Below are 26,296 nucleotides of genomic sequence, written 5' to 3'. Positions count from 1 at the left end.
GGGACAGGGGCCACACCCACGGACGGCCGGGCGGGGCGCCCGGCACCCCCAGGCCGCTCTCAAGCGACTGCGGGCCCGTCAGCACAGGTCGGGGCTACCGCGGAATCAGCCGGCAGCGCACGCCTTCTGCAGCTGTTTCACCGATTCGCTGGGCACTTCGTCCCCGGCTTGGGCGATCTCTTTCAACGGGGCGGTGATCTCGGACGGAACCCCCGCGGTATCGGCACCGGCCACGAGTCCGGTGAGCGCGGCCTTGTCCGAGGCGCTGACGAGGCCGTCCTTCAGCAACGCGCAGATCTGGCTTTTGACTTGGTCTGCCGCGGCGTTGGCAACTCCGGACGCGGCCGAGCTGGCCGCATTCTGCACGGCCTCCTGAGCTTGGCCGCACCCCGCCAGAAGCAGCAGCGTGGGAACCATGGCGAGAGCGAGGAGACGTCGTTTCATGCTTCCCACACTAACAACCGGCCGCCTCGGTGTGCGCCGCGGCCGAACAGTCCGCGTGGACAACGGTGTCAGATTTGAACGGGCGCCGATGTGTCAATGGGAGTCCTTGTAAATCCGTTGACTTGTCTCGTGGACTTAATTTAGCGTTCCACACACTGACAACGTTGTCTTGGATAAAGGCACGCGCAATGAAGGGCGACCCCAGCGAAATGCACAGCAAAAAATCTCGAATAATGCAGACATGTTCTGCCCTGACTCTGGTGGGACTCACCCTGGCCGCGGCACTGGCCGGGGCGGGTCCGGCGTCGGCTGCGGAGGCAGTTGGAGACGAGCAGTACAGGCCAGCGATCCACTTCACGCCTCAACAGAACTGGATGAACGATCCCAACGGGATGGTCTACTACAACGGCGTTTACCACCTGTTTTACCAGCACAACCCATCGGGAAACACGTGGGGGAACATGTCCTGGGGCCATGCCACGTCCACAGACCTGGCACATTGGAAGGAGCAGCCGCTGGCCATCCCCACCGATGACCAGCAGGACATTTTCTCCGGAAGCGTGGTGGTGGACAGGGACAACACATCCGGCTTCGGTACCGCTGCAAACCCACCCATGGTGGCCGTCTTCACCAGCGCCTACAAGGATGCCTCGCCGTATAGAGGACTCCAGGCGCAGTCGCTCGCCTACAGCCTGGACCAAGGTCAGACCTGGACCAAGTACAGCGCCAACCCGGTACTCAACCGCAACTCCGCGAACTTCCGCGACCCCAAGGTCTTCTGGTACAAGTCCCCAACCGGCGGCGGCTACTGGGTGATGGCCGCCGTCGAGGCCACCGAGCACAAGGTGCTCCTGTACAAGTCCGGCAACCTCAAGGACTGGGCGCTCCTCAGCGAGTTCGGGCCGGCGAACGCCACGGGAGGGCTCTGGGAATGCCCCGACCTGTTTCCCTTGGCGGTCGACGGTGATCCCGCAAAGGTTAAGTGGGTCATGGTGGTCAACATCAACCCGGGCGGCGTGGCCGGAGGCTCAGCCGGCCAGTACTTCGTGGGCAACTTCGACGGGACCACTTTTAAGTCGGAGTCAACCAAGGCCAGCGACTCGCTGCCGGCCGGGACGTCCCTGGCCGGCTTCAACGACGGCACTTACAACGGCTGGACAGCAAACAACGAGCCGGGGAACTGGAAGAACGGGCCGTTTGCGGACGCCCCGGCCGGCGGGGCACTAGCTGGGCAGAACGCCGTCACCGGCTTTGCCGGCGCCGGCCTCATCAATTCCTTTAACGACGGCGACTGGCCCTTGGGCTCGATGAGCTCACCGGCGTTCACCGTGAACAGCGATTACCTCAACTTCCTTGTGGGCGGCGGGCAGCATCCGCGTATCTCGGACAAATTGGACAACACGCCACCTCCCGGCGACTTGCTGTTCAGCGGCTTCGAGGTCCCTGACGGAACCACCCTGGCCGACGCCGGCTGGACCGGTACGGCGGATCTGGCCCCCGCGTTCCAACCCTCAACAGCAGGCGGGGACTTCTACATCGGCGCCAAGCGCATCAACACGTTCGACACCGGAGGCGCACCCGGTGACGACAGGCAGGGAACCATGACATCGCCGTCGTTCACTGTGTCCCGGAACTTCATGAGCATGCTCGTGGGAGGCGGGCACCGAGACGCAGGGTCAGGACAAGTGCTCGAGGTGCAACTGCTGGTGAACGGCACCGTGGTGCGGACTCTCTCCGGTGACGACGCCGGCGCCCTCAACTGGAAAGGCTGGGACGTCTCGGCGTTTGCCGGGCAGACCGCGCAGCTCAGGGTCGTTGACCAGGCCACAGGCGGCTGGGGGCACCTGACGCTGGACCACGTCATGCTCACCGACCAGGCTGCCGTTCCCCGCTCCGACGAAACCACTGTCAACCTCGTGGTCGACGGGAAGGTTGTCCGCAGCGCCACGGGCGCCAACAGCGAAGTCCTTGACTGGGAGTCCTGGAACGTCTCTGAGTTCAAGGGGCGGCAGGCGAGCATCCGGGTGGTGGATAACAACCGGTTCGGCTGGGGCCACATTCTTGCCGATGAGTTCGTGGCGTCACCCCGGCCCGCCACGCCCCGGCTGCAGACCTATGACTGGCTGGACTACGGCAGGGACTACTACGCGTCCGTCTCCTTCGGCAACATGCCGCAGGACAAGCGCATCATGCTCGGCTGGATGAACAACTGGGACTACGCCAACAGCATTCCCACGTCGCCGTGGCGGAGCGCCATGTCCCTACCCCGCGAGGTTGCCCTCACGCAGACCGCCGCCGGACCCCGCCTGACCCAGAAGGCCGTCCAGCAGGTGGACGCCCTCGGCACAAGGGTGAGCTACGCCGAAAAGAAGGCACGGAGCATAACCCCAGGCACCCAGGCCCTGCCGCCAGCAGCCTGGGGCCAGGTCCAAAGGATCGACGTCACTCTCGCGCCCGGCACGGCCGCGAAGGCGGGGATCACCGTGCTGGGCAACGGCAATTCCTCCACGGTCATCGGCTATGACAGGGCGGCGGGCGAGGTGTACGTGGACCGGCGAAACTCCGGAAATACCGCCTTCCACCCGCTCTTCGCGTCGGTTGACTCGGCGCCCGTCAGCCTGGATGCCAGCGGCAACGTGACCCTGCGCATCTACGTTGACCGGTCATCAGTGGAGGTATTTGCGCAGAACGGCCTGCGGACCGTCACCGACCAGGTCTTCCCCGAACAGGGAGCCAGCCAAGTGTCGCTGTTTGCCGAGGGGGGCACCGCGCAGTTGAAGTCCGTGTCCGTCACGCCGCTGAGCAAGTCGATGTTTGTCCCGGCGCCGACGGTCAAGAAGAACCGCCGGTAGCCGAACCGCGGCAACGGCCGCGGCCGGGCGGGAAGCTGCTGCAGAGGAACCACCGCCGGCCGCACTCGAGAAAGGGCTGGGATTCCTGATCCGCTCCAAGCAAAACGGCCGGTGCCCGCATCAGATGCGGGCACCGGCCGTTTTTGCTCACTCCTCCGTGCACATCCTTCGGGCTGTGGTTCCAGGCTTCAGCCTTTGCGCGTGACCCTGGGGTTCAGGTTCGGGCCGTGACTCAGGGTCTTCGGCTTTCGGGCGGGACCCCCGTCTTCACGCGACCGGCTGCAGCCAGGTCAGGACCGAGCCGTCCTCCTCGATGTGGTCCGCGAGTTCCCCGTTGAACCGGGCGCCATAATCGGCGCTGATGTGCTCCTGGAAGGCGGCATCGTCGTCGTACACCTCGAAGACGAAGTACTCCCGGGGGTTGGTTTCCCGGGTGTACGGCAGGAACAGTTGGTTGCCCGGTTCTCGGCGGACGTGGTCTGTCAGTTCGCGCATCATTTCCGCTACCCGGTCTTCGCTTCCGGGCTTGACGGTAAATTCTGCGTACAGCGTTTTGGTCATGGTTTTCTCCTCTTCAAGGTTCGGTACGGGTGGTTGAAATCGTGACGGATCAAGGGCGGACCGGCAAAGAGCGGCCCGGTTCAGTGCGGTGGGCGGAGTTCCCCTGATCCACGCTCAATGAGCTCCGACGGAACAACGTACGTCTGCGGGGCCCGTTCATCGCCGTCGATCCTGGCCAGGAGCCGCTCTGCGGCGAGCTTCCCGATTCTCTCGGGATGTTGGGCAATGACGGTGATGCCGGGATCCATCATGTCCGAAAGGGTGAAGTCGTCGAACCCTACGAGTGCCACTTTCCTGCTGGCACCGAGCTCCTTGAGGGCACGCATGACACCGAACGTGATGAGGTTCTGGCTGGAGAAGATGGCGGTGGGCGGATCGTCGGACCTGAGCAGCTCAAGGGCCGCCTGGCGGGCTGACTCCTCGTTGTGGAGGCCTTCGAGCACCGGAACGGAGGACGTCGCGATGCCGGCCCGGCCGAGTTCCTCAATGAAACCGCGCCGGCGTTCGCGGGCCGTCTGGATGTCTGTGCGGTCACCCAGGTAGGCAAGCTTCCTGTGGCCGTGTGCAATCAGGTGGCCGGCGGCCGTGGCGGCTCCGACAGCGTTGTCCGTCACCACGGCGTCCGCCTCAATGCCCACCGGTTCACGGTCGATGAAGACCATGGGCAGGTCGCGTGAGTGCTCTGGAATGACGTAAGACTGGCTCTTCGCGATGGGCGTCAGGACCAGGCCGTCGACACGCCGCCCCAGGAAAGCTGCAACGAGGGCCTTCTCCCGTTCCGGGTCGTCATCGAGGCTGGCGGCGAAGACCGCAATGCCTCGGGCGGTCAGGGAGTCCTCCAGGGCGCGGTGAATCTCGCCGCTGAAGGGGTTGGACACGCTTGGCAGCAGGAGACCGATGGAAAGGGTCTGGCGACCGGCCCGGCGAAGGCTTCCCGCTGCCATGTCCAGCTGGTAATTGAGCTGCTGGGAGGCGCCGAGTACGCGCTGGCGGGTTGCCTCGGACACCCCCGGTTCATCGTTCATCACCCGCGAGACGGTTTTGATGCCGACGCCGGCCAGTGCCGCGACGTGGCGCATCGTGGGCCGGTTCTTTGTCGCTTCAGGTTGGTAACGATTAGACACCGTTGTCATTGGCTGGTCCTTCATCATCGAAATTTCTCTTGACTGTACCCCGTGATCTTGATTACATGATGCATGACATCGTTGTCAGGCACCAGAAGTGCCACGAAACCAGGAGATTCAATGTTGAGTTCCAAAGCCCCGCGGACAGTCGCCCACCGCCTGCTTGCCATCGGTGCAGTCCTGACCCTCGGCACGCTCAGCCTCACCGCTTGTGGCGGGAGTTCCCCATCCACCTCGTCGTCCGGAAGCTCTTCGGCCGAGAAGGTCGGTGTGTCCCTGATTGTTAAGACCACCTCGAACCCGTTCTTCGTTTCCATGCAGGATGGTGCAAAGAAGGCCGCCGAAGCCGACGGTGTGGACCTGAAGCTCGCGGCCGGCAAGGCCGACGGCGACGAGGAGACGCAGATCCAGGCCATCGAAAATGCAATCTCCAAGGGCGACAAAGGCATCCTCATCACCCCCAACGGCCCTTCCGTCGTGGATGCGCTGAAGAAAGCCAAGGACGCCGGCCTGTTCGTCATCGCCCTGGACACTCCGCCGGACCCGGCAGACGCCGCCGACATCACTTTCGCCACCGACAACTTCGCGGCAGGTGAACTGATCGGCAAGTGGACCGCCGCGCAGCTGGCCGGCAAGAAGGCCACCATCGCGCTGCTGGACCTGTTCGATGACAAGGTTGTCTCGGTCGACTACAACCGGGACCAGGGCTTCCTCACCGGCCTGGGCATCGACACCGCGGACAAGAAGAAGAACGGTGACGAGGCCAAGACCGGCAAGTACACCGGCGGCAAGGGCGGCGACTACGAGATCGTGGGCAGCCAGGCAACCCAGGGCGCCGAAGACGGCGGCCGGACCGCCATGGAAACCCTCCTCGCCAAGAATCCGAACGTTAACGTGGTCTACACCATCAACGAGCCGGCTGCGGCCGGTGCCTTCGAGGCGCTGAAGTCCGCCGGCAAGGAAAAGGACGTGCTGGTGGTCTCCGTTGACGGCGGCTGCTCCGGCGTCAACAACGTCAAGGCCGGCGTCATCGGCGCCACTGCCCAGCAGTACCCGGTGAAGATGGCGGAACTGGGCGTCAAGGCCATCGTTGAGCTGGCCAAGACCGGCAAGAAGCCAGCCAACTCAGAAGGACTGGACTTCTATAACACCGGCGTCGAACTCGTCACGGACAAGGCCGCCGACGGCGTCAAGAGCATCACCACGTCCGACGCCGCCAAGATCTGCTGGGGCAAGTAGCCCGCGTGAACCTCACACCGCGGGAAGGTGCTGAAAATTCAGTATCTTCCCGCGGTTCACAGCAGGAGAATTGACTGCAGAAGCAGCAGCCGCCGCACCGGCCCCGGCCGAACCAGCCCCAGCCCCAGCAGGACCTTGAAGTTCAGGAGCAACAGTGACCCAGCAACAGACCGCAGGCCCGCCCACCGCAGGGCATGCAGACCCCGCCGAGGAATTCCTCGACCGCCAGACCCCGCTAAGCCGAATCCGCAACATCCTCCACCGCTATCCCGCACTAAGCCCGGCCATTGTCCTGCTTGTTGCGGTGGTGGTCTTCGGGCTCCTCAATGAGAGGTTCCTGCGGGTCGAGAACCTGTCCCTGATCACCCAGCAGGTCTCGGTGGTAGGAACCCTCGCAATCGCCCAGACCCTCATCATCCTCACGGCCGGCATCGATCTCTCGGTGGGCGCCGTCATGATCCTCTCCTCCATGGTGGTGGCACAGCTGGCCGTCGGCAGCGGCACGCCCGCTCCGCTCGCTCTGCTCCTCGGCCTCGTCGTGGGTCTGGCGGCGGGGGCGCTGAACGGTTTCCTGGTCACCAGGTTCCGGCTCCCTCCGTTCATCGTCACGCTCGGAACGCTGAACATCTTCATCGCCGTGACGCTTCTCTACTCCGGCGGCTCCACAGTCCGCGGCTCGGCCATGCCCGGCCTGCTGACGTGGATGGGCAGCACGTTCCCGGTCGGCCCAGTGCGGATCTCCACCGGCGTGGTCATGATGCTCCTGCTCTACATCGCGGTCGCGTTCATCCTCGGCAAGACCGCCTGGGGCCGGCACGTCTACGCGGTGGGCGATGACAAGGAAGCCGCCCGCCTGGCCGGTATCCCGGTGAACCGGGTCCTGATGAGCGTTTACCTCGCAGCCGGGGCCGTGCTGGCCGTCGGCGCGTGGATCCAGATCGGCCGCACGAACGCAGCCAGCCCCAACGCCGGCGTGGACCTGAACCTCGACTCCATCACCGCCGTCGTCATCGGCGGAACCAGCCTCTTCGGCGGGCGCGGCTCCATCTGGGGCTCCCTCCTCGGGGCGCTGATCGTCGGGGTGTTCCGCAACGGCCTCTCGCTGGCGGGCCTCGATGTGCTCTACCAGACCCTCGCCGTGGGCGTCCTCATCATCCTCGCTGTGTCGATCGACCAGTGGATCCGAAAGGTGAAATCATGACCGCCACAGAATTCCAGCCGGCCAAGACCGAGGTCCGCCAGCCGATCCTGCAGGCCAGGAACCTCGTCAAGACCTTCGGCCGCGTGGTGGGCCTGGACGGCGTCAGCCTCGACCTGTACCCGGGCGAAGTCCTGGCGATCATTGGCGACAACGGCGCCGGAAAATCCACGCTCATCAAGTGCCTCACCGGGGCCGAGGTCCCTGACTCGGGCGAGTTGTTCGTTTCCGGCCAGCAGGTCCACTTCAAGCGCCCGCAGGACGCCCGCGTCCACGGCATTGAAACGGTCTACCAGAACCTTGCCGTGTCACCGGCACTCGACGTCGCCTCCAACCTGTTCCTGGGGCGGGAAGAGCGGGTTCCCGGACCGCTGGGTAAGATCTTCCGCGTCCTCGATACCAAGGGAATGCGCCGCAAAGCCAAGGAAGAGCTGACCAGGCTCGGCATCTCCACGCTCCAGGACGTGACGGTGCCGGTGGAAAACCTCTCCGGCGGCCAGCGCCAGGCTGTCGCCGTGGCCCGCGCCGCGGCGTTTGGCTCCAAGGTGGTTGTGCTCGACGAGCCGACAGCAGCCCTGGGTGTGCGGGAATCAAACCAGGTCCTGCAGCTGGTCCGGGACCTCCGGGACAGGGGCCTGCCGGTCATCCTGATCAGCCACAACATGCCCCACGTGTTCGACGTGGCCGACCGGATCCACATCCAGCGCCTGGGCAAGTGCGCGGCCACCATCACGCCGCAGTCGCACAGCATGACCGATGCGGTGGCAATCATGACGGGTGCGGCCACCGCCTAGTCCGGAAGTGCACCACCGACTCTCCCCCAACTCCGTCCGCGGGCCTGCACCAGGTCCGCGGACGGCTCCATGAAAGGCCCCCCAATGCCCCAGACCCAACCCACTGGCACCCCCGCCACAACCCCTGATGTCATCGTCATCGGAGAAGCGCTGGTCGACGTCGTCACCTCCCCCGAGGGCACCATCGAGCACCCCGGCGGATCGCCGGCAAACGTCGCCTACGGACTCGGACGCCTCGGCGTCCGCGCCGCCCTCCTGACCTCCATCGGCGACGACGACCGCGGCGAAGCGATCCAAGCGCACCTGAGCCGCGCCGGCGTCGAGCTCCTCCCCGGTTCCACATCCCAGGGCCGCACGGCCTCCGCCACCGCCACGCTCGCCGCCGACGGCTCCGCCACGTACGACTTCGACATCAGCTGGGAGCTCCCGCAGGTTGCCCCGGCATTCCTCCCCAAGGTGCTCCACACCGGCTCGATCGCCACCTTCCTGGCACCCGGCGCCGCCGCGGTCAAGGCGCTCCTGGAACAGGCGCACCGTGAATGCATGGTCACTTATGATCCCAACATCCGGCCTGCTCTCCTCGGCACCCAGGCCCAGGCCCGTCTAATCTTCGAGGACCTGGTTCCGCTGACCGACGTGGTCAAACTCAGCGACGAAGACGCCCACTGGCTCTACCCCGGACTCGAGCTCGAGGACACGGCGAAGCGCATTCTCGAACTGGGCGCAGGACTGGCCGTCGTGACCTGCGGCTCCGAGGGGTCCCTGCTGGCAACCCCGGCCACACAGCTGCATATCCCTTCCATCAGGTCGGTGGTCGCCGACACCATCGGCGCCGGCGACTCCTACATGGCCGCACTGATCTACGGACTGCTGGCCCGCGGAACGGACGGCCTGGCCCCGGCCGTACTGGAAACCCTCGGACGAACAGCCTCGAAGGCCGCAGCCATCACCGTCCGCCGGCCAGGCGCCAATCCACCCACCGTTGAAGAACTGCTGGCGGACCTTCCGGAGGTTGCTGCAGTCCCCGCCGCCTGACATGGACAACGACGACCTGCCGCTGGACAACTCAGGCAACGCGGGGTCACTTCCGGCCGCTTCCGGACACAATATGCGGCCCTAGGTGACCCCGCGTTGCCGGCGGTTCCGCCATTCCCGCGTTTCACTCATTGAAAATTTCCAGGAACGCATCCTCAAAGCTCCGGCGGACATCGAGCCGGGTGGAGGCCATGCCTGAGGGCCAGCTGCGCAGGACTTTGTCCGACGTGCACCGGACCGGCATCGCCATGATCCGGCGGTCGGCGCCGTCGTTGACGGTATCCGTCGCCGCGCCGATCTTCGATGCACAGGGCACCGCGGTGGCCGCGCTTTCGATCGTCGTCCCGGACGGGACCACTCCGGCGAATGTCCTGGCTCCCGCCGTGCGGGCCACGGCGAGGGCTGTCTCACGCAACCTGGGCTTCCGCACGGCGTTGGAGGATGACGTCCGCGCCCACTCGGAAGGCTGACCGTCCTGCCGGGGCACCCTTTCGCCGGCAGCGCGTCGGCGCTGCCGGTCTACCTGACCGCCTCCACCGCCAGGTGCTGCACCCGTCCGTCCACGAGCGTCGCCAACACGTGAGCGGCAGCCAGGTCATCCGGGGCAACCGAGAGCGGATCGACGTCGAACACAGTGAAATCCGCACGCTTGCCCACGGTGACTGACCCGGCGACCGCCCACTCCCCCGCAGCCATGGCAGCGTGCGAGGTGTAGCCTTCGAGCGCCTGCAGTGCCGTGAGGGCCTGGCCCGGAACGATCGGCTGTTCGCCCGGGCGGCCAGACCGCCGTCGTAATTGCGCGTCCGCCAGGATGGGCAGCGGTTCGAACGGAGCGATGGGCCAGTCGGAGCCGAGCCCCAGGGTGGTTCCCGCCGCGCGGAGGTCCGCACACCGCCAGGCGTTATTGGCCCGTTCCGGTCCGAGCCGGGTGGACCAGTTGTCGGTGTGGTCGGCGCGGGAGTAGTGCGTGCAGTGGGTGGGCTGCATGCTGGCCACCAGGCCCGAGCGGGAGAACCTCCCGATGAGGGCGTCCGGCACAGTTTCGAGGTGTTCGATTCGGTGCACGGCGGACGGTCCGCCGGGAGGCAGGGACTCGAAGGCATCCAGGACTGCAGCCACTCCGGCGTCGCCGATCGCGTGCGTGGCCGTGGGAATGCCACGGCCGGCGAAGTACCGCACCGCGGCCGCGTACTCCTCGGGGCGCGGCCAGAACGGGGCCACCGACGCCCCATAAGCGTCGGGCTCGAACAGCCACGCGGTGCCGTTGTCCACCGTCCCGTCAACGAACAGCTTGATGCCTGCCACCTCCCAGCGTCGTCCGCCGAGTCCGATCTGTTCCGCAAGCCGCTGCCAGTCTTCCTCGCCGCTGCCGGGCATGCACCACGGCGAGATCCGCAGGCGCAGCGGGAGCCCGCCGTCCAGGTCGTCTTCGAGTGCCCGGAAAAGCTCCAGTGAACCCTCCCCGCAGTCCATCACGTGCGCCCCCGTCAGCCCGGACCGCGCGAACTGCGTGAAGAATTCGGCCAGCCTCGCCTTCCGTTCGTCGAAGGACTCCGCCGGCATTACCTGTGCCACGAGTTCGATGGCAGCGGCCTCCAGCAGGAGCCCGGTGGGCCTGCCGCTGTGGTCGCACACCACTTCTGACGCCTGGTCGAACGCCCGCGGTCCGGTGATCCCCGCCAGTTCGAGTGCCCCGGAACTGGCCAGCGCGGAATGCCCGTCGAAGAGGCGGATGAGGCACGGACGCCCGGAGACGACGTCGTCAATCAGCTCGCGATGGGCCGCGGCGGATCCGAACACATTGGGGTCCAGGCCCCAGCCCCGCACCCAGTCCCCCGAGGGGGCTGCTTCCGCTTCGGCACGCAACAGTGCGCGCACGCCGGCGAGGTCGGCGGCGCCGGACAGGTCGGTGCCGCGCGTCAGTTCCAGTCCGAAAACAGGGTGGATGTGGCAGTCCACCAGCCCGGGCGTCAGCACGGCGGCACCGAAGTCGATGACCTCCGCGGCCGGCCAGTTTTCGGCGTCGGAACGGCTTCCGACGGCGGCAATCACGCCGTCCTGGACTGCCACCGCCTGCAGCGCAGGACTTTGGGCGGGACTGCCATCCATCGTGTGGATGGTATCGGCCAGGATGATCAAATCAGGATTCATGGGTTTCGAAGCTTCCAATCTGCGCGAAGATCGCGGGACGGTGGCGGCGCACCCAGCGGGCGGCCAGGAGCCCGGCAATGAAGACGAGGGGCGTCACCAGGATCAGGATGGTGTTGGTCAGTGCGTCGGCGAACGTGAGCAGCTCGATGTTCAGGCCGATCAGCAGCACCACACCGAAGAGCAGAATCGCCGAGGCCAGGCTGAGCGGCACCATCAGCTTGTGCGTCGCGGCGGCGGGGTTCCGGCGCAGGTAGAGGAACGCCGCGACCGACACCAGACCCTGGAGCCCCACGATGCCAAAAATTCCCGGCGTGTTCACCCAGATCAGCAGCTGCTGGTAGGGATCTGCGTTGAGCAGGGCGCAGATGGTGATGACCACCGCGGCCAGGACGGTCTGCAGCTGGCCTGCCCGGTGCGGGGACTGGAACCGGTGGTGGGTCCGGCCGAGGAAGGCGGGCAACACGCCGTCGCGGGCCAGCATGTACACGTAGCGGTTGATGGCGTTGTGGAAGGCCAGCTGCGAAGCGTAGACGCTGGTGACGATCAGGAGGTACATGACCACTTCCGCCCACGGGCCCACGTAGTGGTTGATGGTCTGGAAGAACATCCCGCCGCCCAGTTCACCCGCGGCTTGCACGGCGCGGTCTTCGCCGTACGCCTGGACCACGGTCCACACAATGAAGGCGTAGAAAACGGACATGAAGCCGACGGCGATGTACATGGCCCGCGGCACGGATTTGTCCGGGTTTCGGGCCTCGGAACGGTACAGCACGGTGGACTCAAAGCCCATGAAGGCGGCGAAGCAGATGCCAAGGATCGCCAGGACGCCAGGTCCGAACGCCTGGTCCGGGCTGAAGGAACCCACGCTGATCCCGTGGGCTCCGCCGCTGCTGAGGATGCCCACCCCCATCACGGCGAGGATGCCCGTCTCGGCCACGAGGAGCACTCCGAGTACCTTAGCCCCTACGTCGATCCCCCGGTAGCCGAGGAACCACACGGCTGCGACGGCGGCCAGCGCGATGGCCGGCCACGGCACCTCGAGCCCGAAGAGCACTTTGAACATGTCGTGGGTCTGGACGGCGAAGAGGCCGTACACACCGATCTGGAGGCAGTTGTAGGAGACGATCGCCAGGATGGCGGAGGCCAGCCCCACGGTCTTGCCCATGGCCAGCGAAATGTAGGTGTAGAATCCGCCGGATGCCTTGACGTGGCGGGTCATGGCCATGAAGCCGATGGCAAAGAGGGTGAGCACGATGCCCGCCAGCAGGTAGCCGGCCGGGGCGCCGATGCCGCCCACGCCGATGGCTACCGGCGCCACGCCTGCCATGACGGTCAGCGGCGCCGCTGCCGAGATGACGAGGAAGGCGATGCCGCCCGTACCGAGGGCATTGCGCTTGAGGGCGCCGTCCGCGGACGACGTCGGTGGTCTGGTTTGGGTATCCGGCACTAGTCCGTCCTTTCTTGGGAGCCCAGCTAAACGAAAGGCTTTCGTTTATTATGGATGCGTGTGGCGCAGAGCACAATAGCTGTCATTTTCCGAAGTCGTTGCACGCAATGTCCAAAGTCGTCTGCACGGCCACTACATGTCCGGAAGGGGATCAATCTGCGGACACGTGGCGCATTACCGGGATCGGAGACCAGCGGCTCGACAAGCGAATGGTGGACTCGACAATCGTTGAGTGCCGTCTGTTCTTCACTCCTGGCGAGGACTGCTATCTGCCAGGGATCGACACGGCGCTTCAAAACCTCATCACACCTGAGCGGGCGAAGGCTAGGCGCTCCTTGAAGCAGTACGTGGCTCAGGTAGTCGTCGGCCCGCGCATCGGGCCTCAGGCGCTATCTCTCACTCGGGCCGCCTCGAAATTGACAACGGATTGGGCCGCGGCATCTTGCTTGGCACTGTTCTGGTCGCGATGGATTACATCTAAGGAATTGCCCATGGGAAGCCCTACTCATTGGTCATTAAGCGCTACCGACTCAGGACCAGTGGCTCTTCGATTCGCACTGGTGGCTCCGCGGGTCGCGTCACTTTCAGGCAGGGGGCGGTGGCGGTCCCCCCTTTGGCGTATAGCGACAGACGGGTGCTGTCCGGCCCGGGAAATATCAGGCCTGTCATGGTGACCAGCCCGTTTTGGGCGAAGACTTCCACTGAGCAGTGGTCGATGAAGAGGGTGAGAGTGTATGAGCCGTCAGAGTCCTGTTTCAGTGGTGCCGTATCGGTGGAAGCAAAGGCGTCATGGAATTCCGTGTTGCCGGAGCTTTTCCGGTCCATGATGAGCCGGTTCTCGGAGGGACGGATGCCGATGCGTGTGCCGTCGGTGCCGTTGCCTCGAATGATGAGTCCGAATTCCTCTGCGGATCCCGGGATGAAGATCACCTCGATGATCTCTACCGGCGCTCCGGTGTGCAGGTGGCGCATTCCTTCATCTATTGCAAGATCAGCCCAGGTGCTCACCGACAGTGCGTTGCCGGTTCGATATTCGTCGGCGACCCGTTGGGACAGTCGGGGCTGGCCCTGATGTGTGACCAGGGAGATTTCGCGTACGAGTGACATGGAACTGCGCCATGGCCAGGTCGGGATGGCGGCGCCGTATTGCCAGTTGTTCATCCAGCCGACCATGAGACGGCGCCCGTCGGGTGCGTCGTTGAAGGAGACGGCCGCGTAGTAGTCACGCCCCCAATCGAGCCAGTGGTAGGTGTCGAGGTCGGCCGTTTGGTTGCTGCCGTCGGTGACTGTTGTTTGGGATGTGAAGGCCACGCCGTCGAAGCGGCCGACAAAGTATTGGCCCCCTGATCCGCTATTGGGCCCTCCGGGGTTGAGATTCACGGTGAGAACCCATTTGGTCTGCTCTTCGTCGCCGTCCAGTGGCAAGGGGAAAAGGTCAGGGCACTCCCAGACGCCGCCGGTGGCGTTGGCGGGTCCGAAGCTGCTGAGGTAGTGCCAGTCCCGAAGGTTATCGGAGCTATAGATGACCACTTTGTGCTCGTTTGCTTCGACTGCCACCATGACCCAATAGCTGCCCGGGGGCCCGCTATAGCGGAACACCTTCGGGTCGCGGAAGTCTGCGGAGTTCCTGTCGAGGACGGGGTTGCCCTGGTGCTTCGTCCAGGTGTAGCCGCCGTCGGAGCTCCAGGCCAGGGACTGGGCCTGTGTGCCGCGGCGGGCTGAGCTGTCTTTGTAGGCGCTGGTGTAAATTGCCACCAGCGGGGCGGCCTGCCCGTTGCCGAGGCCGCTGGTGTTGTACTGGTCGATGACGATGCTGCCGGAGAAGATGTCCTCTTCGGCGTCGCAGAGGATGGCCACGGGCTGCTCGTCCCAGTTGACCAGGTCCACCGAGGTGGCGTGGCCCCAGGACATGTTGCCCCAAACGTTCCCGAAGGGGTTGTTCTGGTAATAGAGGTGATAAATGCCCTCGTGGTAGACGAGCCCGTTCGGGTCGTTCAGCCAGGTGTTTTTGGCCGTGTAGTGGATGGCGGGCCTGAAGATGTCATCCTCGTGGGCGGGATTAGCAGTCATGACGTTGGGTGCCTTTGTGGGTAATCGGTGGGGTACGCTGCGCGCAGGTGGCGGCCGCGGCGGCTGCCGGGTGGCTTCCGGTCAGCAAGGAAACGCACCCGCCGGTGGGCGGTTGCGGACGGACGTGCACCCCGGAGGGGCGGGTTCTCCCAGTGCTGGGGGATGCCGGCCCCCCGGCAGGTTGTCGCCTTAGCGCAGCGTTGAAGCCGTGTGTTTCAGTGGCAGCCGCAGGAAGTGCGCAGTACGAGTTCGGCGGGGAAGATATTGGTCTGAGTTTCTTTTCCGGGCGGCGCCAGGAGGGCATCGAGGGCGGCTTGGGCCATGTCCTTGACGGGCTGGGCGACTGTGCTGAGCCGGGGCCAGGTGTATTCAGCTTCGGGTGAGCCGTCGAAGGAGAACACCGCGAGGTCCTCCGGCACCCGCAGGCCGCCCTCCTGGAGGGCGCAGAGCAGAGCAACTGCCTGCTGGTCGGAGCTGACGAAGACCGCGGTCGGCCGCTCGCTGCGGGCCAGCAGCTCCTGCCCGGCGCGGTACCCGCCCTCGCGGGTGAACGGAACCCGAACGATCGGGCCCGGGGTGAGGCCGGCGTCCTGAATGCCCTGGCGCCACCCGACCTCGCGTGCGTCGAGGTCGCCGCCAGCAGTGTTGCCCATGACCAGCCCGATGCGTTCGTGGCCGTGGCTGATGAGGTGCTCAACCGCCATGCGCGCTCCGTCCCGGAAGGCTACTCCGACGGAGTTGGCGTCGTGGTCTCCCGCGCTGTGTTTCATGACGGCGGGACTGCCTGCTGTGGCAAGGTCGGTGCTGTGGTTCAGGAGCACTACGGGGATGTCTGCCTGTTCAAGGTCCATCAGATCGGGATCGGACAGTTCGCTCCAGAGGAACAGTCCGTCCACCTTCCGGGCGGCGAAGTTCTTGATGAGGCGGCGCTCTGTCCGCAGCGAAGCCTGAGAGTCCGCCAGCAGGAGGGTGTAGCCCCGCTCGGCCGCGGCGTTCTCGACGGCGCGGGCGAGCGAGGCGAAAAACGGATTCAGGGCATCGGGGATGATCATGGCGAGCATCTCACTGGAACCTAAGGCAAGTGCCCTGGCTGCCGCGTTGGGCCGGTAGCCCAGCGCCCTGATTGCCTGCCGCACCTTGGCCTCGTTCGCAGGGGAAACGGCCCGGGGCCCGCCGTTGACCACGTAACTAACGACGGCGCTGCTGACCCCTGCCAGCCGGGCAACATCGTCGCGTGTGATGGGCTTGGCTTGTGAGGTCGGGTGCGGCATGGCAACCATGCTATCGGCGTTTCACTTGGCGGACTCGCGAAGTACCGGGCGGGGCAGCTCTGCCGGAGCGTCGCCGAAGTCGGGCACCGGCAGGCGTTCGCCGCCGCGCAGGGCCGACTGGTGGGCCACAATGCCGGGAAGCGTGTAGCGGGCCGCTTCCCAGGCGTTGACCGGAGGCAGTATGCCGGTGTTGATGGCGGTGACGAAGTCGTCCACGAGGAAGTGGTGGCTGCCCTCGTGGCCGTTGGCCAGGCCGCGGAACTCCGCCGGCAGCCGTCCCGCGTCATGCACGGATGCCATGCCGGAAACAAAGGCATCGCGCAGAGCAGGGGCCACGTCGGCCAACATCGGGTCATCCGCGTCCATGGTTGCCTGGGTCTCGAGCTGGTCACTGATGTCTGTCACGGCGTGCTTGTCCTGCCAGACGCTGACCAGGGCGAGCTGTTCCATGCTTGCCTCGGTGCCGAAGTAGCGGAAGCGGCTCTCGCGCAGGTGGGAAGGGTAGCCCACCCTGCGGAACTCGTTGATGCGCATGGACCCGCCGCCGGCGAGTTCGAACAGTGCGCTGGCGTTGGAGAAGTCGTTGGCGAACATGCTCACCTCACGGTCAAAGACGCCGTCGCCGCGCTCATCCCGGACCCCGACGCAGCTGACGCTGACGGCGTGGGAGCCGGTTGCTCCGAGCACCCCGCCCACGGAGTGGGTGGGGTAGAGCATGGGCGGGTAGCTGGCGGTGCGCTTCCAGTTTTCGCCGCCGCTGTACTGGTAGGCGTCGTAGAAGCCGAGGTCCATGTCGTGGACGTAGTCGCCCTCAGCGTAGAAGATCCGACCGAAGGCACCCTCGGCATTCTTCTTGCGGGCAAAGACGGTTGCCGGGTTGTAGTAGCTGGTCTCACCCATCATGTACGTCAGCCCGGTCTCGCGGACCGCTTCGATAATTTCTGCGATCTCCTCTTCGGAGATCGCCATCGGCACGGCGGAGTAGACGTGCTTGCCGGCGCGCAGCGCCTGCAGCACCAGGGGTCCGTGGGTCCAGCGCTGGGTGAAGATCGCTACGGCGTCGACGTCGCTTTCAAGCATTGCCTCGAAGCTGTCGAACGTCCCTGACGCGCCGGCGCTGCTGCTTTGGGCCTCTGCACGCTCAGTGATGAGGTCGGTGAGATAGATGTCTGAGATTCCGGGGTGGGCGGCGAAGAGCTTGGCGAATACGCCTGCGAACTGTCCCGCACCAACGATTCCAATTGAAGAAGTCATGAAAAAAGTATGGCCATGAAATCTACGCGCGTCAATAGTGCTTTTTTGATTAGCCAAAAACCTCTGTTTCTCAGGGAAGGTGTTGCGTTTTTCCAAGCTACGCGCGTAGAGTAGCGGTCAATTGTTACCTGCCTCACAGGAGAGGGATCAAAGATGACCACCATTACCAAGGACCCACCCGCCGCAGCGCATAAGATGCCGCAGCGTTCAAACCGCGGCCGTCGCAGGGCCAAACTGCGTGACGTCAGGATCGCACTGCTGTTCATCCTCCCGGCGATGATCGGCCTCGTTGCCTTTTGTCTGGTCCCGACCATCCGCGGCGTCTACCTGAGCTTCACCGAGTACAGCATCCTCGGCGAGCCCAAATGGGTCGGGGTCGACAACTACACGGCGATCTTCAAGGATGAGCTCTTCTGGAACGCGATGGCCGTGACCATCCAGTACGTCGCAATCAACATCGTCTTCCAGATAGTCATCGCCCTCGGCCTGGCGCTGCTGATGCACCGCGTGGCCAAGTCCGCGTTCGTCCGCGGCGCACTGCTGCTGCCCTTCCTGGTGGCCAACGTGATCGTCGCCCTGCTGTGGTTCTGGATGCTCGACTACCAGATCGGCATCGTCAACGAAATCATCAGCTGGCTGGGCCTGCCCCGCGTCGCCTTCTTCGGCAGCGAGCAATGGGCCATCCCCACCATCGCGTTCGTCAACGTCTGGCGCCACATGGGCTACACCGCCCTGCTGATCTTCGCCGGCCTCCAGGCCATCCCCCACCATGTCTACGAAGTGGCCTCCCTGGACGGCGCCTCGCCCACCAGGACGTTCTGGAGCATCACCATGCCGCTCCTGCGCCCGGTCCTGGCACTGGTCCTGGTGGTCACCGTCATCGGATCGTTCCAGGTCTTCGACACCGTCGCGGTCACCACCGGCGGCGGCCCGGTCAACGCCACCCGCGTCATCCAGATGTACATCTACCAAAAAGCCTTCGGCGAATCGGACTTCGGCTACGCCTCCGCCCTGTCCGTCATTCTCTTCGTGATCCTCGCACTCGTGGCCTTCATCCAGATGAAGTTCCTCAAAGGCAACGAATCGGACCTGGACTAAGGAACACCAGCCATGACCACTCAAACACTCACCACCCGCAAAGCCCTCGACTGGCGCCGCGTCGGCGCTTGGGCCCTCATCGCCCTGGCGCTCATCGTCACCATCTTCCCGTTCCTCTGGATGCTCCGGACGGCCCTCTCCAGCAACCACTCCTTGGCCTCCAACTCCGGGAACCTTTTGCCGGCGGACTTCTCCTGGGGCGCGTTCAAGCGTGTCTTTGGAATGCAGACCACAGAGGAGGCCATCGCCGAAGGAGGTTCCGGGGCAGTCATCGACTTCTGGCTGTACCTGCGCAACTCGATACTCTTTTCCACTGTGACAACCGCAGCCCAGGTCTTTTTCAGCGCACTTGCCGCCTACGCCTTCGCCCGGCTCCGCTGGCCCGGGCGTGACAAGGTCTTCTCCGTGTTCCTGGCCACCATGATGATTCCGGGGATCTTCACCGCGCTGCCCAACTTCCTCATGATCAAGAACCTGGGACTGCTGAACACGTTCGCCGGCCTGACGCTGCCCTTCCTGTTCATGTCCGCGTTCGCCATCTTCTTCCTGCGGCAGTTCTTCCTCAGCATGTCCCGCGAAGTGGAGGAGGCAGCCATGCTCGACGGGGCCAAGAGCCTGCGTATCTTCTTCCAGATCGTCCTGCCCAACGCCGCCGCACCCATGGCCACCCTCGCGCTGCTGACGTTCATCGGCCAATGGAACGAATACTTCTGGCCACTGCTGGTCGGCAACGACGAGAGCATCCGCGTCCTCACCGTGGGCCTCAGCGTCTTCAAGTCCCAGTCCCCCCAGGGCGCCCCGGACTGGTCCGGACTCATGGCCGCCACCATCGTTGCGGCAGTGCCCATCCTCATCCTGTTCCTCGCCTTCGGCAAAAAGGTGGTCAACTCCATCGGATTCTCCGGCATCAAATAGACCGCCAATCCAACCGCTCACCCCCACCAAAGTCCACTCCGGGCAACCTCATGCCCTCTTCGAAAGGTCCATCATGAAAAAAACCCTAGGCGCCGTCGCTGCCGCCGCAGCCATCGCCATCTCCCTCTCCGCCTGCAGCGGCGGATCCACCTCCACCGAGGCCAAGGGCGAAATCAACTATTGGCTGTGGGATGCCAATCAATTGCCCGCTTACCAGCAGTGCGCGGCGGATTTCACCAAGGCCAACCCGGACATCAAGGTCAAGATCACCCAGCGCGGCTGGGGTGACTACTGGACCACCCTGACCAACGGATTCGTCGCCGGAAACGCCCCGGACGTCTTCGCCGACCACCTGTCCAAGTACCCGGAGTTTGCCTCCAAGAAGCAGCTGCTGGCCCTCGACGACGCCGTGGCCAAGGACCACGTCGATCTCTCGATCTACAACAAGGGCCTGGCCGATCTCTGGGTGGGCCAGGACGGCAAGCGCTACGGCCTTCCCAAGGACTGGGACACCGTGGGCCTCTTCTACAACAAGGCCATGACCGACGCCGCCGGCATCACGGCCGAGCAGATGGCCAAGCTGGATTGGAACCCCAAGGATGGTGGCAGCTACGAGAAGACCATCGCCCACCTGACCGTTGACAAGAACGGTAAACGCGGAGACGAAGCCGGCTTCGATAAGAACAATGTGGCCGTCTACGGCCTGGGTTTGGAGTCCTCGGGCTCGGGCCAGGGCCAGACCCAGTGGAGCTTCCTGACGGCCACCACCGGCTGGACCCACACGGACAAGAACCCCTGGGGCACCAAGTTCAACTACGACGACCCTAAGTTCCAGGACACCATCGCCTGGTGGGCCGGGCTGGCGGACAAGGGCTACATGCCCAAACTTGAAACAACGGTAGGCGCCAGCATGCAGGACAACTTTGGCGCCGGCAAGGCCGCCATCAACAGCCAGGGCGACTGGACGACCGGCCAGTACACCGGCTACAAGGGCATCCAGACCGGCATCGCACCCACCCCGACGGGACCGGACGGCAAGCGCGCGTCCATGTTCAACGGCCTGGCCGACTCCATCTGGGCCGGCACCAAGAACCCCGCAGGAGCCACCAAGTGGGTCGAATACCTCGCCTCCTCAGCCTGCCAGGACGTCGTCGCGTCCAAGGGAGTCGTCTTTCCCGCCATCAAGTCCTCCACCGCCAAGGCTGCCGCGGCTTTCAAAGCCAAGGGCGTCGACGTCACCGCCTTCACCCAACAGGTGGAGGATGAAACGACGTTCCTCTTCCCGATCGCGGACAAGGCTGCCAAAGTTGACGGCATCATGAATCCCGCCATGGACGCAGTGGTCTCCGGCAAGGCCCCGGCCAGTTCCCTCACCCAGGCCAACGAAAAGGTCAACGCCCTCTTCAAATAACCATTCGACGCCACGGAGGGGCGGGCCCTTTCGGTTCCGCCCCTCCGCCCGCGCGACGACGATCTACAGGACCATCATGTACACCGGTGCATCAAATGAAGACCTCCTCCACATTCGCGTCCAGAAACGCAGCCAACTAGAGGACCAACTGGACAAAGCCGTGAACATCCTCGCCGAGCGGGCCCCGCTCTGCGGCGGCAAAGGGATCCTCGTTGCCCGGCACTCCCCCCGGGACTTCACGGTCCAGCTCCACCCGGATATCCCGTACGGATCCATCCAGGAAAAGCAGGAATGGTAACCCGCGATGGGAACAGCTTCCCCTGGAAACCGTGACCAGGAACCACTCATCCCACGATGAATAGCAGCCGAAAACCACCTCAACCAACAGAGAACCCCGTGACCCCGGACCTGCACGTGAGCGGTCCCGACAGGATGAACCTATGACTTACCCCGCTGCGGGAAACCGCTACGAGTCCATGCCCTACCGCCGTGTCGGACTCAGCGGCCTCAAACTTCCCGCCATCTCCCTGGGCCTGTGGCACAACTTCGGCGACGACAAGCGCTTCGATGAACAGCGCGCCATCCTCCGCCGCGCCTTCGACCTCGGCGTCACCCACTTCGACCTCGCCAACAACTACGGACCCCCGGACGGCTCGGCAGAGACCAACTTCGGCCGTCACTTCAAGGACGACTTCGCCCCGTACCGCGACGAACTCATCATCTCGACCAAGGCCGGCTACGACATGTGGCCGGGCCCCTACGGCAACTTCGGCTCCCGCAAATACCTGCTGGCCAGCCTCGACCAGTCGCTGGGCCGGATGGGCCTGGACTACGTGGACATCTTCTACAGCCACCGCCCGGACCCGGAAACCCCGATGGAAGAGACCATGGGCGCCCTGGACCAGGCCGTGCGCTCCGGCAAGGCGCTCTACGCCGGCATCTCGTCCTACACCCCGGAACAGACCCTCGAGGCGGCGCTGATCCTGAAAGAACTGGGCACCCCGCTGCTGATCCACCAGCCCAGCTACTCCATGCTGAACCGCTGGACCGAGAACGGCGCCCCCAACCTGTACGAGGCGCTGGACCAGGTTGGTGCCGGCTCCATTGCGTTCTCCCCGCTAGCGCAGGGAATGCTGACGGACCGCTACCTGAACGGCATCCCGGCCGATTCGCGCGCGGCCAAGGAACGGTTCCTGTCCGAATCCGCGCTGACCGAGGACAAACTGAACCGCGTCCGAGGGCTCAACGCGATCGCCGCCGGCCGCGGGCAATCACTGGCGCAGATGGCCATCGCCTGGATCCTCCGCGACCAGCCCAAGGGCTCGCCCGTCACGTCCGCGCTGGTGGGTGCTTCCAGCGTCCAGCAGCTCGAGGACACGCTGTCCGCCATCAACAACCTGGCGTTCACGCAGGAGGAGTTGACGGCGATCGACGAGTTCGCCGTCGAATCCGATATCAACCCCCGGGCGGAGAAGAGTTCCGCTGTCGGCAGGTGGAGCTAAAGTGTCCGGCTGGGACCTGACCCGTGGCCTCGGCACCCGCCTCACCATCATCAGTGCCGGCCGGCATCGCCCCTACCCCGGAAGGCCCCGAGGGCAAGCGTTCAACGGACTTGCCAACTCGATCTGGGCCCGCACCAAGAACCCGGCTGCTTCCGCCAAGTGGGTCGAGTACCTCGCCCCGGCTGGCTGCCAGGACGTCGAAGCCTCCAAGGGCGTAGTTTTCCCACGAAGCACGCCCCAGCACCTTGATTGAGGCCAACGAGAGGTCAACGCCCTCTTCAAGTAGGCCACCAGCTCTATTGCTTGCGTGCCGCGGGCGTCTAATTCCCCCGCAGTACTCGTCCCCCCCTACTCCCACACAGAAGGACAGCATTCATGAATCCCCTCCACCTCCGTTCCGCCGGAACCAGCCTAGTGATCAGCTTCGACAGCGGGGAAGCTGAGGTCATCCACTGGGGCGCGGACCTTGGCAGCACGCTGCCGGACCTCGCCATCCTCACGGCGGCCATCCCGCCGTCGTCCGTCGACGCCACTGTACCGGCTGGCCTCCTGCCGCAGGCTTCAGCCGGCTGGCGGGGCCGTCCCGCCCTGCGCGGCCACCGCATCGCCGACGGCGTCTCCGGCTTGGACTTCTCAGCCCGCCTCCGCCTAGTGAGCGCCGATGCCGAGGGGACCTCCGCGGTGATCGTCCAGTCCGATCCCGACGCCGGCCTCACCGTTTCGTCCGCCCTGACCCTGCACGACGGCGGCCTGCTGGAGTTGCGCCACACCCTCACCAACGATGGCGCCACGCCTTATCAGCTCGACGAGCTGGCCACCGTCCTCCCTGTGGCGCCCGAAGCCGTCGAAATCCTTGATCTGACCGGGCGCTGGTGCCGGGAACGCCACCCGCAGCGCCGCCCCATCCAGCAGGGCACCTGGGTCCGCACGGGCCGGCACGGCCGCACCGGGCACGACTCCTCCCTACTCTTCGCCGCCGGAACCGCCGGTTTCGGGAACCGGCACGGGCAGGTCTGGGCCACTCATTTGGCCTGGAGTGGCAACCACGAGCAGTTCGCGGACAGCATCGGGGACGGCCGCACCATGATCGGCGGTTCGGAGCTCCTGGGCCCCGCCGAGGTCGTCCTTGAGCCGGGCGGCAGCTACACCACCCCCACCTTGTTCGCCGCTTACTCGGACCGCGGCCTGGACGGCATCAGCGAGGCGTTCTACAACTGGTTCCGGTCCCGCCCCCATCACGTTTTGCCCGCCGCAGCCACCGGCCTGCCCACCGGCAAGCCTCGTCCGGTCGTGCTGAACGTCTGGGAAGCGGTCTACTTCGACCACAACCTGGCCACCCTGATGGAACTGGCTGACTCCGCCGCGGAGCTTGGTGTTGAGCGTTTTGTTCTCGACGACGGCTGGTTCCGCGGACGCCGTGACGACCGCGCCGGCCTGGGCGACTGGTACGTCGACGAATCACTCTGGCCCGACGGCCTCACGCCACTGATCAACGCCGTTACCTCCCGCGGCATGGAGTTCGGCCTCTGGGTGGAACCGGAAATGGTCAACCTCGACTCCGATATTGTCCGTGCGCACCCCGAATGGATTGTTGGCCCGTCCGCCCAGAGCTACAAGGACGGCGGCCGCCTGCCACTTGAATGGCGGCAGCAGCACGTCATCGACCTCGTAAACCCGGAGGCGTGGCAGTACATCTACGACCGCATTGACGCCCTTCTGAGTGAAAACAACGTCAGCTACCTCAAATGGGACCAAAACCGCGACCTGCTCGAACACGGGCACGGCGGACGCTCCTCGGTCCACGAGCAGACCCTGGCCGCCTACCGTCTGTTCGACGAACTCCGCAAGGCCTATCCGGGCGTCGAAATTGAGAGCTGCTCCTCCGGCGGAGCACGCGTGGACCTAGGGATACTGGAACGCACAGACCGTATCTGGGGCTCGGACTGCAACGATGCGCTGGAACGCCAGACCATCCAGCGCTGGACCGGCGTGGTGGTTCCGCCGGAGCTGGTGGGCGGACACATTGGGCCCACAACCTCGCATACCACGGCGCGCACGCACGACCTGTCCTTCCGCGCCATCACCGCCCTGTTCGCCCACTTCGGCATGGAATGGGATGTCCGCAGCGTTCAGGGCGCCGAGCGGGAGGAGCTCAAACGCTTCATCGGCCTGTACAAGGAACACCGCGGCCTGATCCACAGTGGCCGGATGATCCGCGCCGACGTCGCTGATGACTCGCTCATGCTCCACGGCGTGGTGGCCGACGGCGGCGCAGACATGGGTGAAGGTTCGACGGCGGCGCTGTTCGCCCTGGTCAGCACACGCACCGCGTTCGCTGAACAGCCCGGCCGGATCTCCATCCCCGGTCTGGAGCCGGACCGGGAGTACCGGGTGGAGGCCGTCTTCCCGGCTCCGGGTGACGCCGACTATTCGCACACGTTCACGCAGGTCCAGCCCCCGGCCTGGATGGCGGACGGCGCAGTGGCCAGCGGGCGTTTCCTCGCCGAGGTGGGACTGCCCATGCCCGCCCTCAACCCCGAACACGCACTGCTGCTGAAATTCACCGCACTGTAGCAACGGGAAAGGTGCTGCCCCGCCGTTTCCGCCGCTCTCCGCACGTCGCGGGGCCCCGCCGACTAGGCTGGGCTTGACCTTCAAGAGCTGCAGTCAGGAGAACACATGGGGCGCCCGCTCCTCCCGCTGATATCCGTGGAGGCCCTCACCACAGCCGCCCTGGAACTGGTGGATGAGAGCGGCGATTTCAGCTTCCCGAAACTGGCGAAGAAGATCGGCGTCAGCCAATCCTCCATCTATAACCACGTCAGCGGCAGGGACGAGATCCTGGAGCTCCTGCGCCACCGGATCATCACCGAGGAGCCGTATCCGCCGGTGGACCACAGCGACTGGGAGGCTGCCCTCCGGGTCCTGATCCGTACCTACCGGGACGCGTTCGTCCGCCACCCCCGGCTGGCCCCGCTGTTGGTCCTTCAGACGATCACGGATCCGGATGTCATCGGCCTCTACGAGGACCTCGCGCTGGCCCTGGAGAGTGCGGGGTTCCGGGGACGGGACGTGGTGGCGGCCATCTCCACGATCGACAGTTTTGCCTTGGGCGCAGCCCTGGACCTGGCGGCTCCGGAAGTTGTCTGGGACCCGCCGGCGGAGGGCTATCCCACACTCAAGCGCGCGCTCGGCAACGCAGGACCATTGGAGGAACGGGGCGGGCACGCCTTCGACTTCGGCCTGGATGTAATTATCGGCGGGCTCCGGGCCAGGCTGGCTGCCTGACGCCGCCTTGGCGGCGCCGTACAGGACGAAGCGTCAGTCCCCGGCGGTTTTCGCGGCCTTGGCAGCGGCCTTGGCAGCCTGCTTGCTGGCGCGCACCTTGCTCAGCGACTCCGGATCCACAATGTCGGCAACAGACAGGAACGCATCCTTCTGGCCGTAGTGGCCGGCGGCCTCGCGCCAGCCTTCCGCCTGGAGTCCGCACTGCTTGCCAAGGAGCGCAAGGAAGATCTTGGCCTTTTGCTCGCCGAATCCGGGCAAGGCTTTGAGCCGGCGCAGCACCTCCTGGCCGTCGGGGTCACCCTGCGTCCAGATGGTTGCGGCGTCCCCGTTCCAATCGCGGTGCACAGTCTCGGCGAGGGCCTGCACACGCCCGGCCATGGATCCCGGGAAGCGGTGCACTGCCGGCCGCTCCTTGAACATCTCCACGAAGCCCCGGGGGTCGTACCCGGCGATCGCAGCGGGCTCCATGGATCCGATGCGCGTCCGGATCTTTTCGGGACCGGCGAACGCCGACTCCATGGTCACCTGTTGGTCAAGCAGCATGCCGGTGAGCAGCGCAAACGCGTCATCGCTGAGCAATTTATCGGCAGCGGGGTCCCCTGTGATGTGCAGTTCCATGCGTCCTATCCTTGCACCCGCCCC

The 26,296-nt window shown here is 65.1% G+C and carries 22 protein-coding genes and 1 pseudogene; 14 read left to right on the top strand and 9 right to left on the bottom strand.

The genetic code is table 11. The annotated features are described in order from the left end of the window. Positions 1–105: 105 nt before the first annotated feature. Complete coding sequence (locus AC1DD3_RS18245) at positions 106–444, bottom strand: hypothetical protein (protein WP_230121298.1); 339 nt, start codon at positions 442–444, stop codon at positions 106–108. Between the two features lie 233 nt (positions 445–677). Between AC1DD3_RS18245 and AC1DD3_RS18240 the strand changes: the two genes are divergently transcribed. Continuing rightward, a complete protein-coding gene (locus AC1DD3_RS18240) occupies positions 678–3,296 on the top strand; it encodes a GH32 C-terminal domain-containing protein (protein ID WP_230121297.1) in 2,619 nt (872 codons plus the stop codon). A 267-nt stretch (positions 3,297–3,563) separates the two neighbouring features. Here the strand turns inward: AC1DD3_RS18240 and AC1DD3_RS18235 are convergent, their stop codons facing one another. Continuing rightward, a complete protein-coding gene (locus tag AC1DD3_RS18235; protein WP_230121296.1) occupies positions 3,564–3,857 on the bottom strand; it encodes a putative quinol monooxygenase in 294 nt (97 codons plus the stop codon). 80 nt (positions 3,858–3,937) lie between these two features. Further along, positions 3,938–4,936 carry a LacI family DNA-binding transcriptional regulator gene (locus AC1DD3_RS18230; protein ID WP_230121303.1) on the bottom strand — a complete coding sequence of 333 codons (999 nt, stop codon included), beginning with the start codon at positions 4,934–4,936 and terminating at the stop codon, positions 3,938–3,940. 165 nt (positions 4,937–5,101) lie between these two features. Between AC1DD3_RS18230 and AC1DD3_RS18225 the strand changes: the two genes are divergently transcribed. The 5 genes from AC1DD3_RS18225 to AC1DD3_RS18205 all read left to right on the top strand — a co-directional run bounded on the left by AC1DD3_RS18225 (position 5,102) and on the right by AC1DD3_RS18205 (position 9,717). Beyond that, a complete protein-coding gene (locus AC1DD3_RS18225; RefSeq protein WP_230121295.1) occupies positions 5,102–6,220 on the top strand; it encodes a substrate-binding domain-containing protein in 1,119 nt (372 codons plus the stop codon). A gap of 154 nt (positions 6,221–6,374) precedes the next feature. Next, positions 6,375–7,421, top strand: coding sequence for an ABC transporter permease (locus tag AC1DD3_RS18220; RefSeq protein WP_230121294.1), 1,047 nt, complete (start codon positions 6,375–6,377; stop codon positions 7,419–7,421). Continuing rightward, positions 7,418–8,212, top strand: coding sequence for an ATP-binding cassette domain-containing protein (locus tag AC1DD3_RS18215; protein ID WP_230121293.1), 795 nt, complete (start codon positions 7,418–7,420; stop codon positions 8,210–8,212). Before AC1DD3_RS18220 ends, AC1DD3_RS18215 begins: the two co-directional genes overlap by 4 nt. Before the next feature lie 84 nt (positions 8,213–8,296). Further along, positions 8,297–9,247 (top strand): carbohydrate kinase family protein, encoded by a 951-nt coding sequence (locus tag AC1DD3_RS18210; RefSeq protein WP_476882219.1) that lies wholly within the window; start codon positions 8,297–8,299, stop codon positions 9,245–9,247. A gap of 191 nt (positions 9,248–9,438) precedes the next feature. Beyond that, a complete protein-coding gene (locus tag AC1DD3_RS18205; protein ID WP_230119279.1) occupies positions 9,439–9,717 on the top strand; it encodes an IclR family transcriptional regulator C-terminal domain-containing protein in 279 nt (92 codons plus the stop codon). 49 nt (positions 9,718–9,766) lie between these two features. On the opposite strand, the gene AC1DD3_RS18200 is transcribed toward AC1DD3_RS18205, so the two are convergent. From AC1DD3_RS18200 to AC1DD3_RS18180, 5 genes are all read right to left on the bottom strand, one after another. Next, positions 9,767–11,398, bottom strand: coding sequence for an amidohydrolase (locus tag AC1DD3_RS18200; protein ID WP_476882218.1), 1,632 nt, complete (start codon positions 11,396–11,398; stop codon positions 9,767–9,769). After that, positions 11,388–12,845, bottom strand: coding sequence for an APC family permease (locus AC1DD3_RS18195; protein ID WP_476882217.1), 1,458 nt, complete (start codon positions 12,843–12,845; stop codon positions 11,388–11,390). Before AC1DD3_RS18195 ends, AC1DD3_RS18200 begins: the two co-directional genes overlap by 11 nt. Positions 12,846–13,367: 522 nt before the next feature. Further along, positions 13,368–14,915 (bottom strand): glycoside hydrolase family 32 protein, encoded by a 1,548-nt coding sequence (locus AC1DD3_RS18190; protein ID WP_230119276.1) that lies wholly within the window; start codon positions 14,913–14,915, stop codon positions 13,368–13,370. Between the two features lie 215 nt (positions 14,916–15,130). Continuing rightward, entirely contained in the window at positions 15,131–16,186 is a 1,056-nt protein-coding gene (locus tag AC1DD3_RS18185) for a LacI family DNA-binding transcriptional regulator (RefSeq protein WP_230119275.1), read from the bottom strand. A 21-nt stretch (positions 16,187–16,207) separates the two neighbouring features. Beyond that, positions 16,208–17,440, bottom strand: a complete 1,233-nt coding sequence (locus AC1DD3_RS18180; RefSeq protein WP_476882216.1) for a Gfo/Idh/MocA family protein — start codon at positions 17,438–17,440, stop codon at positions 16,208–16,210. 153 nt (positions 17,441–17,593) lie between these two features. On the opposite strand from AC1DD3_RS18180, the gene AC1DD3_RS18175 reads away from it, so the two are divergent. The 8 genes and pseudogenes from AC1DD3_RS18175 (at position 17,594) to AC1DD3_RS18140 (ending at position 25,654) form a co-directional block, all read left to right on the top strand. Next, positions 17,594–18,538 (top strand): carbohydrate ABC transporter permease, encoded by a 945-nt coding sequence (locus AC1DD3_RS18175; protein WP_230119273.1) that lies wholly within the window; start codon positions 17,594–17,596, stop codon positions 18,536–18,538. Positions 18,539–18,550: 12 nt separating this feature from the next. After that, on the top strand, positions 18,551–19,453 hold the full coding sequence (locus tag AC1DD3_RS18170) for a carbohydrate ABC transporter permease (protein ID WP_230119272.1): 903 nt from the start codon (positions 18,551–18,553) through the stop codon (positions 19,451–19,453). Between the two features lie 73 nt (positions 19,454–19,526). Beyond that, positions 19,527–20,864: an ABC transporter substrate-binding protein gene (locus AC1DD3_RS18165; RefSeq protein WP_476882215.1), complete on the top strand. Its 1,338-nt coding sequence runs from the start codon at positions 19,527–19,529 to the stop codon at positions 20,862–20,864. Positions 20,865–20,940: 76 nt separating this feature from the next. After that, positions 20,941–21,162 (top strand): hypothetical protein, encoded by a 222-nt coding sequence (locus AC1DD3_RS18160; protein WP_476882214.1) that lies wholly within the window; start codon positions 20,941–20,943, stop codon positions 21,160–21,162. A gap of 142 nt (positions 21,163–21,304) precedes the next feature. Next, a complete protein-coding gene (mgrA, locus tag AC1DD3_RS18155; protein WP_476882213.1) occupies positions 21,305–22,366 on the top strand; it encodes an L-glyceraldehyde 3-phosphate reductase in 1,062 nt (353 codons plus the stop codon). Between the two features lie 53 nt (positions 22,367–22,419). Then, a pseudogene (locus AC1DD3_RS18150) lies at positions 22,420–22,592 on the top strand (sugar ABC transporter substrate-binding protein); the annotation flags it as partial. 149 nt (positions 22,593–22,741) lie between these two features. Then, positions 22,742–24,940 carry an alpha-galactosidase gene (locus AC1DD3_RS18145; protein ID WP_476882212.1) on the top strand — a complete coding sequence of 733 codons (2,199 nt, stop codon included), beginning with the start codon at positions 22,742–22,744 and terminating at the stop codon, positions 24,938–24,940. 105 nt (positions 24,941–25,045) lie between these two features. Beyond that, complete coding sequence (locus AC1DD3_RS18140; RefSeq protein WP_476882211.1) at positions 25,046–25,654, top strand: TetR/AcrR family transcriptional regulator; 609 nt, start codon at positions 25,046–25,048, stop codon at positions 25,652–25,654. 33 nt (positions 25,655–25,687) lie between these two features. Here AC1DD3_RS18140 and AC1DD3_RS18135 read toward each other — a convergent pair whose 3' ends face one another. Continuing rightward, positions 25,688–26,272 (bottom strand): HhH-GPD-type base excision DNA repair protein, encoded by a 585-nt coding sequence (locus AC1DD3_RS18135; RefSeq protein ID WP_230119266.1) that lies wholly within the window; start codon positions 26,270–26,272, stop codon positions 25,688–25,690. Positions 26,273–26,296 lie beyond the last annotated feature (24 nt).

It is taken from the genome of Arthrobacter sp. 05T444 (assembly GCF_056395905.1).
This window is presented reverse-complemented; position numbering and strand designations above follow the sequence as displayed.